Annotated in this window: 13 protein-coding genes; 5 read left to right on the forward strand and 8 right to left on the reverse strand. The window is 63.3% G+C overall.

Annotated features, from left to right (window positions below):
* Positions 1–117: 117 nt before the first annotated feature.
* The 4 genes from VQ071_RS18665 to VQ071_RS18680 all read left to right on the forward strand — a co-directional run bounded on the left by VQ071_RS18665 (position 118) and on the right by VQ071_RS18680 (position 3,490).
* On the forward strand, positions 118–921 hold the full coding sequence (locus VQ071_RS18665; RefSeq protein ID WP_340515653.1) for an ABC transporter ATP-binding protein: 804 nt from the start codon (positions 118–120) through the stop codon (positions 919–921).
* The gene (locus VQ071_RS18670) at positions 918–1,940 is read left to right on the forward strand and encodes an ABC transporter permease (RefSeq protein WP_340515654.1); all 1,023 of its coding nucleotides are present in this window, start codon (positions 918–920) and stop codon (positions 1,938–1,940) included. The genes VQ071_RS18665 and VQ071_RS18670 overlap by 4 nt, the downstream gene beginning before the upstream one ends.
* 89 nt (positions 1,941–2,029) lie before the next feature.
* Positions 2,030–2,707: a TetR/AcrR family transcriptional regulator gene (locus tag VQ071_RS18675; protein WP_340515655.1), complete on the forward strand. Its 678-nt coding sequence runs from the start codon at positions 2,030–2,032 to the stop codon at positions 2,705–2,707.
* Between the two features lie 90 nt (positions 2,708–2,797).
* Positions 2,798–3,490 carry a metal-dependent hydrolase gene (locus VQ071_RS18680; RefSeq protein ID WP_340515656.1) on the forward strand — a complete coding sequence of 231 codons (693 nt, stop codon included), beginning with the start codon at positions 2,798–2,800 and terminating at the stop codon, positions 3,488–3,490.
* Positions 3,491–3,680: 190 nt separating this feature from the next.
* On the opposite strand, the gene VQ071_RS18685 is transcribed toward VQ071_RS18680, so the two are convergent.
* From VQ071_RS18685 to VQ071_RS18705, 5 genes are all read right to left on the reverse strand, one after another.
* On the reverse strand, positions 3,681–4,133 hold the full coding sequence (locus VQ071_RS18685; RefSeq protein ID WP_340515657.1) for a divergent PAP2 family protein: 453 nt from the start codon (positions 4,131–4,133) through the stop codon (positions 3,681–3,683).
* Positions 4,134–4,244: 111 nt separating this feature from the next.
* Positions 4,245–4,439: a cold-inducible protein YdjO-related protein gene (locus tag VQ071_RS18690; protein ID WP_340515658.1), complete on the reverse strand. Its 195-nt coding sequence runs from the start codon at positions 4,437–4,439 to the stop codon at positions 4,245–4,247.
* Between the two features lie 69 nt (positions 4,440–4,508).
* Positions 4,509–6,464, reverse strand: a complete 1,956-nt coding sequence (locus VQ071_RS18695; RefSeq protein ID WP_340515659.1) for an ABC transporter ATP-binding protein — start codon at positions 6,462–6,464, stop codon at positions 4,509–4,511.
* Complete coding sequence (locus tag VQ071_RS18700) at positions 6,448–8,286, reverse strand: ABC transporter ATP-binding protein (protein ID WP_340515660.1); 1,839 nt, start codon at positions 8,284–8,286, stop codon at positions 6,448–6,450. Before VQ071_RS18700 ends, VQ071_RS18695 begins: the two co-directional genes overlap by 17 nt.
* A gap of 36 nt (positions 8,287–8,322) precedes the next feature.
* A complete protein-coding gene (locus VQ071_RS18705; RefSeq protein ID WP_445293308.1) occupies positions 8,323–9,756 on the reverse strand; it encodes an aldehyde dehydrogenase family protein in 1,434 nt (477 codons plus the stop codon).
* Positions 9,757–9,951: 195 nt separating this feature from the next.
* On the opposite strand from VQ071_RS18705, the gene VQ071_RS18710 reads away from it, so the two are divergent.
* The gene (locus VQ071_RS18710) at positions 9,952–10,407 is read left to right on the forward strand and encodes a Dps family protein (RefSeq protein ID WP_340515662.1); all 456 of its coding nucleotides are present in this window, start codon (positions 9,952–9,954) and stop codon (positions 10,405–10,407) included.
* Between the two features lie 134 nt (positions 10,408–10,541).
* On the opposite strand, the gene VQ071_RS18715 is transcribed toward VQ071_RS18710, so the two are convergent.
* The 3 genes from VQ071_RS18715 to VQ071_RS18725 form a co-directional block, all read right to left on the reverse strand.
* Positions 10,542–11,639, reverse strand: coding sequence for a threonine aldolase family protein (locus VQ071_RS18715; protein WP_340515663.1), 1,098 nt, complete (start codon positions 11,637–11,639; stop codon positions 10,542–10,544).
* A gap of 164 nt (positions 11,640–11,803) precedes the next feature.
* Positions 11,804–13,762, reverse strand: a complete 1,959-nt coding sequence (locus VQ071_RS18720; RefSeq protein WP_340515665.1) for an acyltransferase family protein — start codon at positions 13,760–13,762, stop codon at positions 11,804–11,806.
* A gap of 547 nt (positions 13,763–14,309) precedes the next feature.
* Positions 14,310–15,200 carry a radical SAM/SPASM domain-containing protein gene (locus VQ071_RS18725; RefSeq protein WP_340515666.1) on the reverse strand — a complete coding sequence of 297 codons (891 nt, stop codon included), beginning with the start codon at positions 15,198–15,200 and terminating at the stop codon, positions 14,310–14,312.
* Between the last annotated feature and the right edge of the window lie 32 nt (positions 15,201–15,232).

Below are 15,232 nucleotides of genomic sequence, written 5' to 3' on the forward strand. Positions count from 1 at the left end.
GGCCGTGTCGGAATATTTTCCTGATGACCAGACACGCTGACTCTTGAATTAGCTTTGTCCCCTTTGATATGATGGAAGCAAAAAATGAGTGATCACTCACTCAGATGGAGCTGAGCTATGACAAATGCACAAGGAACGCGCTTCGGCGGATACTCTGCTGACACTGCCGATATCGCAGACACCGCCGCTAAGCCGACTGGAAGCGCCGCGATCGAATTAAGCGAGGTCGCGCGGAGCTTCGACGACCGCGCCGTGCTGCGGAGCATCTCGCTGGTCATCGGCAGGGGCGAGCTGTTCGGCTTGCTCGGACCGTCGGGCTCGGGCAAGACGACGCTCATCAAGCTGATCGCGGGCATCGACGCCTCGCCGGACGGGCAGATTCGGGTGCTCGGCGAACGGGTGCCCTCCCTTCGCCTGTTGTCCCACATCGGCTACATGGCGCAGGCGGACGCGCTGTACGGCGAGCTGACCGCAAGCGAGAACCTGCAGTTTTTCGGCGCCATGTTCGGCCTGTCCGGAGAGCGGCTCTCCGGACGAATCGCGTCCTCGCTGTCGACTGTGGGCCTCACGGCGGACGCGGGGAAGCTCGTCTCGCATTTCTCGGGCGGCATGAAGCGGCGGCTGTCGCTGGCCGTGGCGCTGCTGCACGAGCCCGAACTGCTCATCCTCGACGAGCCGACAGTCGGCATCGACCCGGTGCTGCGCGTATCCATATGGGAATCGCTCGCGGCGCTGCGCGACCGGGGCACGACGATCTTGCTCACGACGCATGTGATGGACGAGGCCGACCGCTGCGACCGGATCGGACTCATCCGGGACGGCCTGCTGACTGCCGTCGGCAGCCCGGAAGAGTTGAAGACCGCCGCCGGCGCTGCCACGATCGAGGAAGCTTTCATCCGGCTGGGAGGTGGCGAGGCATGAGAATTCGCGCGCTCACCGTCCGCATTTTCCGGCAGTTTATTCGTGACAAGCGTACGCTCGCACTGTTGTTCGCCGCGCCGCTGTTCATCCTGACGCTCGTCTACTTTGTCTTCGGAGGCGGCGGCACCGTCCCGAAGATCGGCGCGGTCGGCTTGCCCGAATCGCTCGTACAGAGCCTGTCCGTATCGAAGGCGGACATCGTTCCCTATGAATCGGCCGACGAAGCGCGCCGGGCTCTCGATCGCCGCGAGCTCGACGCGGTGCTGTCGCTGTCCGCCGGCAAGCCCGCCCTGCTGCTCGAGGGCAGCGATCCTTCGCGCAGCCGGGCAGTGCTGCTGGCCTTCGCCGCCATCCGCGGACCGGCAGCCGAGTCGCAGGTACAGCCCGAAGTTACGTATCTCCACGGCAAGGCGGGCATGTCCTCCTTCGATTCGTTCGGACCGGTCATGATCGGCTTCTTCTCCTTCTTTTTCGTTTTCCTGCTCGCCGGGGTCGCTTTTTTGCGGGAGCGCACGACGGGTACAATGGAGCGTCTGATGGCGACGCCGATTCGCCGATACGAGATCGTGCTCGGCTATTTGAGCGGCTTCGGCCTGTTCGCGATCGTCCAAGCCGCGCTGATCGCCGTGTTCGCCGTCTATGTGCTCGGCATGTACATGACCGGCTCGATCTGGCTCATCCTGCTCATCAACCTGCTGCTGACGCTCACCGCGCTCACTCTCGGCACGCTGCTGTCCGCTTTCGCAAGCTCGGAATTTCAGATCATTCAGTTCGTGCCGCTCGTCATCGTTCCCCAGGCTTTCTTCTCCGGCCTCTTCCCGCTCGACGGCATGTCGCCGTGGCTTCATAAGCTGACCTATCTGATGCCGCTCTACTACGGCGGGGACGCGTTGAGAGACATCATGATCCGCGGCGCAGGCTTCGGCGGCATCGCCGTCGACGTCGCCGTCCTGCTCGGACTGTCGCTGCTGTTCGCCATGCTGAACGTCGTCGCGCTGAAGAAGCAGCGCGCGATTTAACGATGCTCAGCGGCTTATGGTACGATGAATGCAGCAGGCGCGGACGCGGCCACGCGTCCCCGCTTCAGTAAACCGAAGGAGCACTGCAGATGAACGCCGATAACGAAGCGATGGAACCATGGATGGAGGAGCTGCTGCGCGAGGGCGCCTTGGGTGAAGGGCAGACGATCAAGACGGAGAAGCAAGCGCGCATTCTCGCGGCGGCGATCGAGGTGTTCGCGGCCAAAGGCTATGCGGGCTCTTCTACGAGCGAGATCGCGCAGCGGGCGGGCGTTGCCGAGGGGACGATTTTCAGACATTACCGGACCAAAAAGGATCTGCTCGTCTCGATCGTCACGCCCGCGATGATGCGCATGATGGCGCCGTTCGTCATCCGCGGCTTCGGCAGCGTGCTCGACGGCGAGCACGACAGCTTCGAGCAGTTCGTCCGCCGCATGATCGACAACCGGATCGAGTTCGTGAACCGCAACAAGCGGTTGTTCCGCATCGTCGTCCAGGAGCTTCCTTTCCACCCGGAGATGCGGGAGCAGTTCAAGACGATTATTCTGTCCCAGGTGATGGCGCGCGTGACGGTCCTCGTCGAGAAGTTCCGCGAGCAAGGCAAGATCGCCGCGCTCCCCGCCCCGACAGTCGCGCGCCTCATCGCCTCGACGCTCATCGGCTACGTGCTCATGCGTTTGACGATGGCGGACGATCCGGCATGGGACGACGCGGCCGAGCGCGAAGCGACCGTCTCGTTTCTGGTGAAGGGGCTCTCCCCCGCCTGAATTTCGCCGCTGCGTTTGGCGGAGGCTCATTTAGGGGTATAAGATGAAGTTGCGGCGCTCTCACACTATTCGATGAAGGCGGGGATATCAATGATCGTCACTTTTTTGGGACATGCCTGCGTGAAGCTGGAACAGGACGGGCATTCGCTCATCATAGATCCGTTCCTGAGCGGCAACTCGCTGGCAGCCGCCGCGGCGTCCGAAGTTGAAGCCGAACATATCCTGCTGACGCACGGACACGGCGACCATGTCGGCGACACCGTCGCCATCGCGAAGCGCACGGGCGCCCAGGTCGTCGGCACTCCCGAGCTGGCCACGTTCCTCGGCTGGCAGGGCGTCGAGAATACGGTCGGCATGAACATCGGAGGCACCTACGATCTGGGCTACGCCAAGGTGAAGATGATCCAGGCGTTCCACAGCTCCGGCTATACGCTGGACGACGAGCAGCGGATCGTCTATCTCGGGATGCCGACCGGGCTCATTATTACCTGGGGCGGTCTCACAATCTTGCATGCAGGAGATACCGGGCTGTTCGGCGATATGAAAATGATCGGGGAGCGACATGACATCGACCTCGCCTTCCTCCCCATCGGCGACCACTTCACGATGGGACCGGACGACGCTCTGACGGCGGCCGAGTGGTACAAAGCCAAGCAGGTCGTGCCCGTCCACTACGACACCTTCCCGCCGATCCGCCAGAATCCCGCGGCCTATGTGTCGGCGCTCGAGCAGAAAGGCATCAAGGGCACCGTGCTGAAGCCGGGACAACGGCTCGAGCTGTGACACCGCCTGCACCAGCACACCGCACCGCGAACCGCACAAACTTGTGCGGTTTTTTGCCATGCTGACGTGGCTTGCGAGGTCGCTTCGCGCCGAACCCTCGCCGGCTGCGCCGCTTCATACCACAAAAAGAGGCCTGGCCGCGAGCGGTTTCCCGCTTCGGGTCCAAGCCTCTTTTACGCGAGTGACGTCATTACGCGTAAAACAAATAGTAGACGGCGATACCGATCCCGATGCCCCAGAGCGCGCCCGCGAACACTTCGATCGGACGATGGCCGAGCAGCTCCTTCAGCTCCTTGACCGGGTGCAGCTCGCCGTGCAGGTCGGGCATCTTGCGCAGGAACCGGTTGAGCACCGATGCCTGCAATCCCGCATGCCGGCGGACGCCAGCGGCATCAAACATAATGATCAAGCCTACGACGGCCGCCACGGCGAACAGCGGCGAATCGAGCCCTTCGTCGATGCCGATGGCAGTCGACAGACCCGCCATCGCGGCGGAATGCGAGCTTGGCATGCCGCCGGTGCTAAAGGCCATGCCGGTCTTCCAGGAACGCCTGCCGATAAACTGGATCGGCACCTTGACAGCCTGCGCCGACAGAATGGAGACGATCGCGGCGATGAGCGGAAAGTTGGCGAATAAGGACATGACGGCGGTCTCCCTTCTCTCCAGTGAGCGGCTCACCGATCGTTCGGAGGCCTGCCTTCGAGAACTATTATAGCTTATTACACCTGAGAGGGGCATCCGATTCGCCGACCGTCAGCGCGACTTCGATTTTATCTTTTTGACGAGCGCGGGCAGATGCTTCATCGTGCGCAGCATGTCTCCTTTGCACATCGGGCACTTCTGCTCCTCGCTAGCGAATTCGTCGCGCACCCATGCCTTGCAATCGGGGCTTTTGCATTTCCAAATCTTAGTAAGTATAAGTTTGCTGCCTTCGTCTTGCGATGCCAATCTCGATGCCTTCCTTTCACATTCCGTTTAGAGTCAACTGACCTACTATAGGCTGTCCGGACGGCGGAGTCAAGTATGCGAGCCTGCACCGGTGTCCGGGTCTGAAGTCGTGATACCTGAGTCCCTGTCAGCAGCTGCATCGGGATCACTGCTTGAAGCCGCGACGCCTAGCGCCGCACCGGAGCCGAACTGGCTCTCGAACATCCGGTAGTACGCGCCCCGACGCGCCATCAGCTCCTCGTGCGTTCCCCGCTCGGCGATGCCGCCCTCCATGATGACGAGGATCTGGTCGGCCCCCCGGATCGTATTGAGCCGGTGCGCAATGACGAAGCTGGTCCGCCCCTTCATGACCGTCAGCAGCGCCTCCTGAATCTGGAGCTCCGTGCGCGTATCGATGCTGCTCGTCGCCTCGTCCAGGATGAGAATCGACGGCTGCGCGAGCATCACGCGCGCGATGGCGAGCAGCTGCTTCTGGCCCTGGCTCAGGCTGCCGCCGTTCTCGGTGAGCTGCGTGTCGTAGCGTTTGGGCAGCCGCCTGATGAAGCTGTCCGCGCCGACCAGTCGCGCCGCCTCGATCATCGCTTCCTCGCTGGCGTCCGGATTGCCGTATTTGATGTTGTCCCGGATCGTCCCGGAAAACAAATACGTATCCTGAAGCACGACGCCGAACGCGCTTCGCAGGCTGCCCCGCTCGTAGTCGCGGATGTCGCGCCCGGCAATCCGGATCGTCCCTTCCGTCACGTCATAGAACCGGTTCAGCAGCTGCACGATCGTCGTCTTGCCCGCGCCCGTAGGACCGACAAGGGCGACGCTCGTGCCCGCCTCGGCCTCGAAGCTGACGTCTCTTAATATCGGACGCACCGGATCGTAGCCGAACGATACATTCTCGAAGACGACATCCATCGCGCCTGCGGACAGTCGCGCCGCTCCGGTCCGGTCAGGCTCCTCTTCCGCCTCGTCCAGCACCTCGAACACCCGCTCGGCGCCGGCGACGCCCGATTGCAGCACGTTGTACACGTTTGCGATATCGTTGAGCGGCCGCGCGAACTGCCGGGAATAGCTCAGGAAGCTCGCGATGACGCCGACCGTGATATGCCCCTTCACCGCCAGCACGCTGCCGACGACGGCAACCGTCGCGAAGCCGATGTTGTTGATGACGCTGAGCAGCGGCATCAGCAGGCCAGACCATATTTGCGCCTGAATGCCGATCTCGCTCAGATTCCGGTTGACGGCGTCGAACTCCGCGACCGTACGTCGTTCTCTACCGAATGCCTTGACGAGCGAGAGGCCGGTGACGCTCTCCTCGATCTGTCCGTTCAGCCTGCCGAGATAGGCTTGCTGGGCCTTGAACAGCTTGCCGGTCCTGCGTGTCACGACGCGCGCCAGCAAATAGACGAGCGGCACGGTCACGAGTCCGGCGAGCGTCAGCAGCGGGCTGAGCACGATCATCATGATGAGCGAGCCAATGATGGCCACGCCGCCGGCCATGAGCTGCACGACGGTCTGCGACAGGCTCGTGCTGACGTTGTCGATGTCGTTGGACAGTCGGCTCATAATCTCGCCATGCCTGCGCGTATCGAAATAGGAGAGCGGCAGCCCGTGCAGCTTGCCGAACAGCGCACTGCGCAGCTGGCGCACGGCCCGCTGTGAGACGCCGGCCATGAGCCAGCTCTGTACGAAGCTGAGCGAAGCGTCCATCGCATAGGCGACGGCCAACAGGAAAATGAGCGTGCGCAGCGCGCCGAACCGGACTTGTCCCGCGCCGTCCATCGCATCGATGGCCAGGCCGATCAGGTACGGCCCGAGCAGCGCGGCGCCAGCGCCGGCCAGCGTGAATGCGAATACGATCGCGAGCCACCGGCGCTCCGCCCGCAGGTAAGTCAGCAGGCGGCGCACCGTCGCGCCGAACGCTTTGGGCTTCTGGACGGGCCCGCGCCCGCGGGGGCCCGCGCCGCCCGGCCCGCGCACGGCAACGGCCGGCTCTGCGCCCTGACGCGAGCCGCGCGAATCAGATGCCTGAGACATGGGGAATCGCCTCCTCTCCGAACTGCGAGCGACAGATGTCGCGGTATACTGCGCAGCCGCGCAGCAGCTCTTCGTGCGTACCGAGTCCGACCAGCTCGCCGTCGTCCAGTACGGCGATCCGGTCCGCATCGATGACCGAGGAGATGCGCTGCGCGATGAGCAGACAGGTCAGCTTCCCGCCATAAGCTTTGAGCGCAGCCTTGACCTTGCCCTCCGTGACCGCGTCCAGCGCGCTCGTGCAGTCGTCGAGGATCAGAATGCGCGGACGCCGGACAAGCGCGCGGGCGATGGACAGCCGCTGCTTCTGGCCGCCGGACAGGTTCACTCCGCCCTGCCCGAGGACCGCCTCGTAGCCTTCCGGCAGCGACATGACGAAGTCATGCGCGCTGGCCGCCTTGGCCGCCGCCTCGAGCTCGTCCTGCGTCGCCGCCTCGTTGCCCCATCGCAAATTGTCCGCGATCGTACCCGAGAACAGTACGGTCCGCTGCGGCACGACGGCGACCTGCTCGCGCAGGGAGGCGACGTCGAGCAGACGATGGTCGACGCCACCGATCCGGACGACGCCTTCCGTCTGATCGTACAGGCGAGGCACGAGGTTGACGAGCGTGCTCTTGCCGGCGCCGGTCGAGCCGACGATGGCGAGCGTCTCTCCCGGACGGCAATCGAGCGTCACGTCCCGCAGCACCCGTTCGCCGGCCGCACCCTCGTAGGCGAAGCCGACGCGCTCGAAGACGATGCCCGGCGCCAAATCCGCGGAGTCCGCCCTATCGACACGTTGAGCCGCTTCAGCGAGAACCGCTCCACCGACAGTGTCAGCCGCGCTAACAGACATCGCCGAACCGGCAACGTCCGCAGACCGCCGGTCCGGCGAGGATTCGCCCTCCGGCAGCGCCAGCACTTCGGCGATGCGGCCGGACGAAGCGCGCGCCCGGATGAACATGTTGAACACCCACGAGATGGTCATGAGAGAAAATAAGATCTGCGTCATGTAGTTTACGAATGCGATAATATTGCCGACCTGCATATCGCCGTCGTTCACCCGGATCCCGCCGATCCAGACGATGACGACCACGCCGAGATTGACGACGAGCGTGATCGCCGGCCCGAAGCCCGCCATCGCCCGCAGCGTCGTAATCGAGCGCGTCTGGTATTGTTCGTTGATCGTCTCGAACTTGTCCGCTTCGAAGCCGAAGCGATTGAAAGCCTTGACCGAGCGGACGCCCGACAAATATTCGCGCATCGCGCCGTTCAGCCGGTCAAGCGCCGTCTGTACGCGGAGGAACAGCGGAAAGCCGACCCGCATGTTCAGCGCGATCAGTCCGATGACGAGCGGCACGACGACGACGAGCACGAGCGACAGATGCGGATTCAGCCGCACGGCCATGATCAGCCCCCCGATGCAGAGCAGCGGCGCCTTCGCGAAGATACGCATCATGCCGTTGGCGAAGTTCTGCACCTGGGTGACGTCGTTCGTCAGCCTCGTGACGAGCGAAGCCCGGTCGTAGCGGTCCGCGTCGCGCAGCGACAAATACTGGATTCTGCGAAACAGATCGCCGCGCAGATCGGCGCCGAAGCGCTGCGATACCCGGCTCGAGACAACGTTGCGCCCGAGCGCGGACAGCGCGCCCGCAGCCGTAATCGCGAGCATCCACAGCCCGTATCTGGCGACGATATCGAGGTCGCGCGAGAGCACGCCCCGGTCGATCATATGTGACATAAGCGTCGGCAGCAGCAGATCGCAGACCCCTTCGAGCGCGACGAGCGCCAGCGACAACGTAAACGGCCAACCGTACTTCGACATGTATTTGCGCAAATAGTGCAACTCCGGCTTCCTCCCCGATCCCGATCGTCCTGCATGCTACTGCGCTGGCGTCCGCCAGATGACAAGCTTCAGCTCCGTGAGCTCCTCGATCGCGTATCTGACGCCCTCCCGGCCGAGCCCGCTCTCCTTGATGCCGCCGTACGGCATATGGTCGAGCCTGTAGGTCGGAATATCGTTGATGAGCACGCTCCCGGCCTCCAGCGTCTCCGCCGCATGCAGCGCCGTGTCCAGCCGGTTCGTATAAATGCCGACCTGCAGACCGTAGTCCGAGTCGTTCGCGCGGGCGATCGCCTCCGCTATCGTATTCACTTTGTTCACCAGCACGACGGGCGCGAACGCTTCGCGGCGCGACAGCATCGCATCGTCCGGCACGCCGGTCAGCACCGTCGGCGCCAGCACGCCGCCATGCGCCTCGCCTCCTGCGAGCAGCGTCGCGCCGCGTACCACCGCTTCGTCAATCCATCCCGCTGCGCGCTCGACCTCCCGCGGATTGATCATGGCGGAGATATCCGTGTCCGGATCGAGCGGATCGCCGACGACCAGCTTCGAGGCCGCATCCGCAATCCGCGCCGCGAGCTCGTCCGCGACGGCCGTCATCGCATACACGCGCTGGAGCGAGATGCACACCTGCCCCTGATAGCCGAATCCACCCTCCGCGCAGCGCCTGGCGACGGCCGCGATATCGGCGTCGTCGTCCACGATGACCGCGCTGTTCGATCCCAGCTCCAGCGTGACGCGCTTAAGACCCGCCTGCGCCTTGATGGCGGCTCCAACCGCAGCGCTGCCCGTGAACGAGATCGCCCCGACGCGCCGGTCGCCGACGATCTGCTCGCCGACGCGCTTGCCGTCGCCCGTCACGATATTCAGCGCGCCGTCCGGGAGGCCGGCCTCCGCGAGCAGCTCCGAGATGTAAAAAGCCGACAGCGGCGTCTGCGGCGCCGGCTTCAGCACGACCGCGTTGCCGGCCGCCAGCGCGGGCCCGACCTTGTGGGCGACCAGGTTCATCGGAAAGTTGAACGGCGTGATCGCGCCGACGACTCCGATCGGCTCCCGGCGGGTATAGGCCAGGCGCCCTTCGCCGCCCGGAGCCGCGTCCATCGGCAGCGTCTCGCCGCCGATGCGCTTGGCCTCCTCGGCCGCGAACTTGTACGTCAGCACCGTGCGGTCGATCTCCGCATACGCCGCCTTGAGCGGCTTCGCGGCCTCCTGCGCCACGATGCGGGCCGCCTCGTCCCTGCGGCTCGCCAGCAGCTCGGACAGACGCTCCAGTATAGCCGAGCGTCTGTGCGCCGGCAGCGCGCGCATCGCTGCGGCCGCGCGAGCGGCCGACCCGATCGCCGCATCGACGTCCTCGGGCGCGGCGTCCGCAATCTCTGCCAGCAGCGCCCCATCGTAAGGCGCTCTCAATTCGACGTACGCCTCGGTCTCGCGCCAGGCACCGCCGATCCACAAATGCTTCGTGCAGCTCAATGCCCTTCGCTCCTTATAAAACAGAATGAAAACAACCATACTTCCCAAGAATAGCACTTGCGGTCATCGGGTTCAAAAGCAAACGGTCGATTGCGGACGCTTCTTCATCTGTTCTTCATGATTTGCACACGGTCTTATGTTATGATTTTATCAGAACTTAGATTAAGTCTAAATATAATTATGGAGGAATTACACATGACAACCGCTCAAAAAACCGTCAAGCTGCACGCCGTCCTGAACCGCCAGGTCGCCAACTGGAACGTCCTGTACACGAAGCTTCATCATTTCCATTGGTACGTCAAAGGAAATCACTTCTTCACGCTGCACGTCAAGTTCGAGGAACAGTACAACGAGGCGGCCGAGCGCCTGGACGCGCTCGCCGAGCGGCTGCTGGCGATCGGCGGCAAGCCCGTATCGACGCTGAAGGAGAGTCTCGCGCTCGCCACTGTCCAAGAAGCGGCCGGCGGCGAGTCCGCCGAGCAGATGGTTGCCGCGACAGTCGCCGACTATGAGTCGCTGATCGCCGAGCTGGCCGAGGGCATCGCAGCCGCGGAAGCCGAAGGCGACAGCGCCACGGCGGACCTGTTCGTCAGCCAGACCGCAGACCTGCAGAAGACGGTATGGATGCTGAACGCCTTCCTCGGCCAATAATCCGGACCGGATGAACAACGTACGACAGCGAGCCGGCCGCCTGATCCCAAGATCATGCGGCCGGCTCGCTGCGTATTGCATCGTGATCGGGCCGTTCAATTATGCAGGTTCAGCGCGCATACGCGTATACAGGTTCAACGCGCGGATAGCTCCTCGCCAAGCACCCTGAACGCCTCGCGGAGCTTGTCCTTGGGTACGCCAGCGTATCTGTCGCCGACAGTCGCCTCAAATGCGGAGCTGTGCTCGCCGGTCGCCTTCACCCAGGACGACAGACCGATGCCCGTGCGCCTGCAGACCGCTTCAAGAGCGGCCTCGAACGCACCTTTCGACCGCTCGGCATGTACGTGGAACATACTCGACACGGGCTCTGCGGGCACCGTGCGCACGGACGGGCAGCCGTTGAACAGCGCGGCAAGCTCCCGGGCCTCCTCGTAATATTGCGCCATCCGCCCGACTCGCAGCTCAAAGTAATAATCGGAGCTGATAATATACGGATACAGACTGATCAGATCGCCGCCATGCCTGCGCTTCCATATGTTGGCGTCGGCGACAAACGACGCCTCTCCGGCAAGGATCGCCCCCGCAATCCCGCCCAGCCCCTTGTAAAAAGATACGTAAACGCTGTCGAACAGACTGCAGATGTCGGCGGCCGACTTGCCGTAATAAGGCAGTATCTCGAACAGCCGCGCTCCGTCCAGATGCAGCCTGATCCCCCGGCTGCGGCATAGCTCTGCAATCGCCTCCAGCTCCTCGTACGGCGGCAGCTGCCCGCCGATCTCGCGCTGCGGCAGCTCGAGCAGCAGGCAAGCTGTGTCCTCCTCCTCGCCGAGCGCCCGCACGTCCTCGACCCGAATGAGCCGGTCCGCGTCGCCGAGCAGCGTCGGTTGGATGCCGTGCAGCTCCTTCAGCCCGTCCTCCTCGTGGATCTCCAGATGGCAGAGCGGATGAAATGCGACCCGCTTGCTTTTCTTTTCGTCGCACCAGATTCGCAGCGCGATCTGCTGGGCCATCGTGCCGCTCGGGAAAAACGCCGCCGCCGGCTTGCCCACAAATGCCGCGATTTTCGCCTGGAAATCTTCGATTATTTTACCTTTGCCGTACATGTCGGCGTCTTGAAGCGCGTCCGCGCCCTCGAGCGCTTCAAGGAGCATGCCGAGGTTGCGCCTGCCGTGGCCGACGACGGGATATTCGCATTGTTTAAAAGCATCAGCCAGCCCTGCGCTGCCGTCCATACCGTATAGCCTCCGTTCGATGTCGATTCGCGTGCTGTCTCTACCGGTTTCCTAGTCTACAGCGGCGCGCCGACAAGCGCAAGGCGGCCGCTCCCATGCAGAGAGTCGGCCGCCTCGCGCGGTTGTCGCTTATGATGTTCATGAAGTCATCGTGATCGATCCGGCTAGGCGTCCAGCAGATCGGAGATCAGCTTGGCAAAAGCCTGCGAGCCCGTCTTGCCCATATGGACGCCGTCCTTGCCGAAGTACTCGTCGTGGCCGGCGCTGGCGCCATGCCAATCGCCGATCCTGACGTTCGGATAATCGCTGCCGACGTCCTTCAGCATCTCGTTGACCGTATCCTGCCATTTGCGGGGTACGCGGGTGTTCATCAGAATCACCTCGTCCGCATCGGCCAGTTCGTCCAGCAGCTTCGACAGCTGCTTTTTCGTAAATGGGCCGTTCGTGCCCAGCTCGATGACGACGCGCTTGCCGAGCTGCCCCTGATCCCGGAGCGAGCCGATCGTGTCGATCGCTTCGCGCATCTGCCGGCCGACCTTCCCGTCGACGACGATGCCGGGCAGCAGATCCTCGAGATACGGCTTCACGTTGATCATGACCGAATCGCCGATGACCGTGATGCCGGCGCCGCTGTGCGATGCGCCCTGAGACTGTCCCGCGCCCGACGACGTCTGCCCGCCCCCGCCCTGCTTCGCCGGTGGTGTCGGCGACGGAGAAGGCTTCGCGGACGGCTTGGCGGATGGCTTGGCGGACGGCTTCGCGGTCGGGTCCGGCGACGTCTGTCCGGGCTGGCTTGGCGTCGGCGTCGCTAACGGCGGCTCCGTGTGCGCCGGTGGCTGCGCGACCTGTCCTGCGCCCGGCACATTCACCGGCGGCTTCGCCAGCGGATGCGCGTCGCCCGTGCAGGAGACGCAGAGCAGGATTAGCGTCACGACGGACAAAGCAGCTGCGGGACGGTTCGGTCCGCGTGCCGGACGGCCAGCCGTTCTGCCGCGGCCGGCGGCCAGGGCCAGCCTGCGCCAGCCCTCGCGGACGGCTGCCATGCCGTGGTGGCGAATCGGATTCTCCACATAGCGGTACGACAGCGCTGCGAGCAGGATGCTCGCGCCGAGCTGCAGCGCGGTCCGCAGCGGATGCCAGGATACGGTATCCGTCTGGCTGCTCGTCAGCACGATGACCGGATAATGCCACAGATAGATGCCGTAGGAGCGTTGGCCGAGCCAGCGCATCGGCAGACAGCCGAGCCAGGCGCCGAGCCGGCTCGCCGGGTGGGCGAGCGCGGCGACCAGCGCGGCGGTGCATATCGTCAGCAGCACCATCCCGCCCCGGTACAGGAAGGGATCGTACTCGCTGGTGAAGCGCATCATCAGCAGGACGGCGAGCAGTCCGGCCCCGCCGACCGCATCGAGTCCGAGCCGGAAGCCGCGGCCGACGGCGGCGACGAGGCGGCCGCTCGGCCATACGAGCGCCAGCGCCGCGCCGAGCAGCAGGCCGAATGCGCGCGTATCCGTGCCGTAGTAAATGCGGCTCGGGTCTTCGCCCGGCACGTAGAGGACGGCCATCGCGATCGCCGACGCGGCGGCTCCGGCGGTGACGAGCAGCGCCGTCCGGCCGCGCCGGCCGAGCAGCGCTGCGGCTGCGGGCAGCAGCAGCGGCCACAGCAGGTAGAACTGCTCCTCGACGGCGAGCGACCACAGATGCCCGAACGGCGACGGAGGTCCGAAGCTCTCGAAGTACGAGACATGATGATAGATCAAATACCAGTTGCTTGTATAGGTGACGGCCGACCACACGTCGCCTGCGAGCGGCGCCAGTCGGTCACGGTCGAATAACAGAAGATAGATTAATACGGCTGCCATGACGAGCAGCATCGCCGGCAGCAGACGGCGCGCGCGGCGCAGCCAGAACCTCTTCAGGTCCAGCCTCCCCTCGCGGTGCAGCTCGGCGGCGATCTGATCGGTAATGAGGTATCCGGACAGCACAAAGAAGACGCCTACGCCCAGTAGGCCTCCCGAAGCCCATCCGAAATCCAGATGATAGGCGATAACCGCAAGTACGGCGATCGCGCGCAATCCATCGAGACCCGGCATGTAGCGGGATGTAGCGGATTTAGTTTTCGGCATGCTTAGCGGACTCCTTTGCAGCTCTTGACACTTGCAGCTAATAAAAAACAACTTAAACGCGAACCGTGTTGAAAGTCGTGCTTCATGTGAAATGGCGCTCTCTCGGTTAAGTAGTCGAACGGTCTTGCTTGTCGTGCGGGTACTGCCTCCATGCGGCTTTCCAACGATCACTTGCGTGTCAAGGACTAGCGCTGCTTTCGGTCTGGCATCCGGCTATGCGACTGCTTCGGCAACCCTCCTTTTCTCCGGCTCGCCGGACAAGTTTCGTCATTTTTGACATTCAATCATTAGACGGCGCAGGCCTGTCCGATGTTCACGGAAAAACGCGATTTTTAAATTTATTTTGTAAAATAAAAAAAGTCAGGGGGATCGCCCTGACATGCCTTAAGATCGCTTGCTGCAGCCGCAGTTTCCCCCGCCTTCGGAACAACCGGGTCCGCTATAGGCTGTCTACGATAGCAGCGCCGGACGAGCCCATCGCCGGCAGCCCGTTGTGCGCGCATGAAAAAAGCCGCCCGCCGATAGCTGCGAGAGGCTCACGATTCCGTCAGGCGCCGCCGGATACGCCGAACCGGCGGCGATAGCCGCATTTTCTGCACAGCTCCTCGACGACCTCGCGCCGCGAGAAGCCGTCGTACATGCGCGTCGCCCGCTCCCCTTCGATGATGTCGGCGAACGATCGCTCATGAATGTTGCCGAGATTGATGACGCCCTCGCCGTCAAGGCAGCACGGAATGACCGTGCCGTCGGATAGCACGCCCGCCTGGTTGCGCAAGCCGTGGCAGAAGCCGCGCTCCTCCTCCTCAGGCTCCGCGAGATCCGGCCACTTGAACTCGTGATCCTGGTTGAGGTAGATGCGTTCGGCCAGCTTCAGCCCCTTGCCCCGCTCCCAGCTCTCCTCGATCGGCTGCGAGAGTCCGAATTCCTGTTCGAGCAGCGCCAGAATATCGCGGTTGCGGCCGCGCGCCGTATTTTCCGCATTGTCCGTCTCCAGATTCCACAGCCGTAGCGAGATCGTGACGCCTCCGTCCGCAGCCTCCCTGGCGAACGCGAGAATGCTCCGGACATATGCCTGCTTGTTCGGCCCTTCCATATGTACGCCTTCGCTGTGCAGCGAGAAATTGATCTGTCTGAGCGCCGGCTTGCCGAGCAGCTTGGGACCCGCCTTGTGCAGCAGCGTGCCGTTCGTCGTCAGGTTGACCTTGAAGCCTTTGTCGCCGCTGATGTCGAGCAGCTGATCGAGCTTCGGATGGAGCGTCGGCTCGCCTTTGACATGCAAATAAATATGATCCGTGAAGGGTTTGACCTGATCAAGCGTATAGGCGAAGTCCTCGACCCGTATGAACTTCGCTTGGCGCTCGGTCGGGGGACAGAACGAACAGGACAGATTGCACACGCTCGTCACTTCGATATAAAACTTTTTGAATCGTTTAGCCATCTTGCCGCTCCTTTGCTGTGGTCGTGCCGTTG

It is taken from the genome of Cohnella sp. 56 (assembly GCF_037963805.1).
Taxonomy (GTDB): Bacteria; Bacillota; Bacilli; order Paenibacillales; family Paenibacillaceae; genus Cohnella.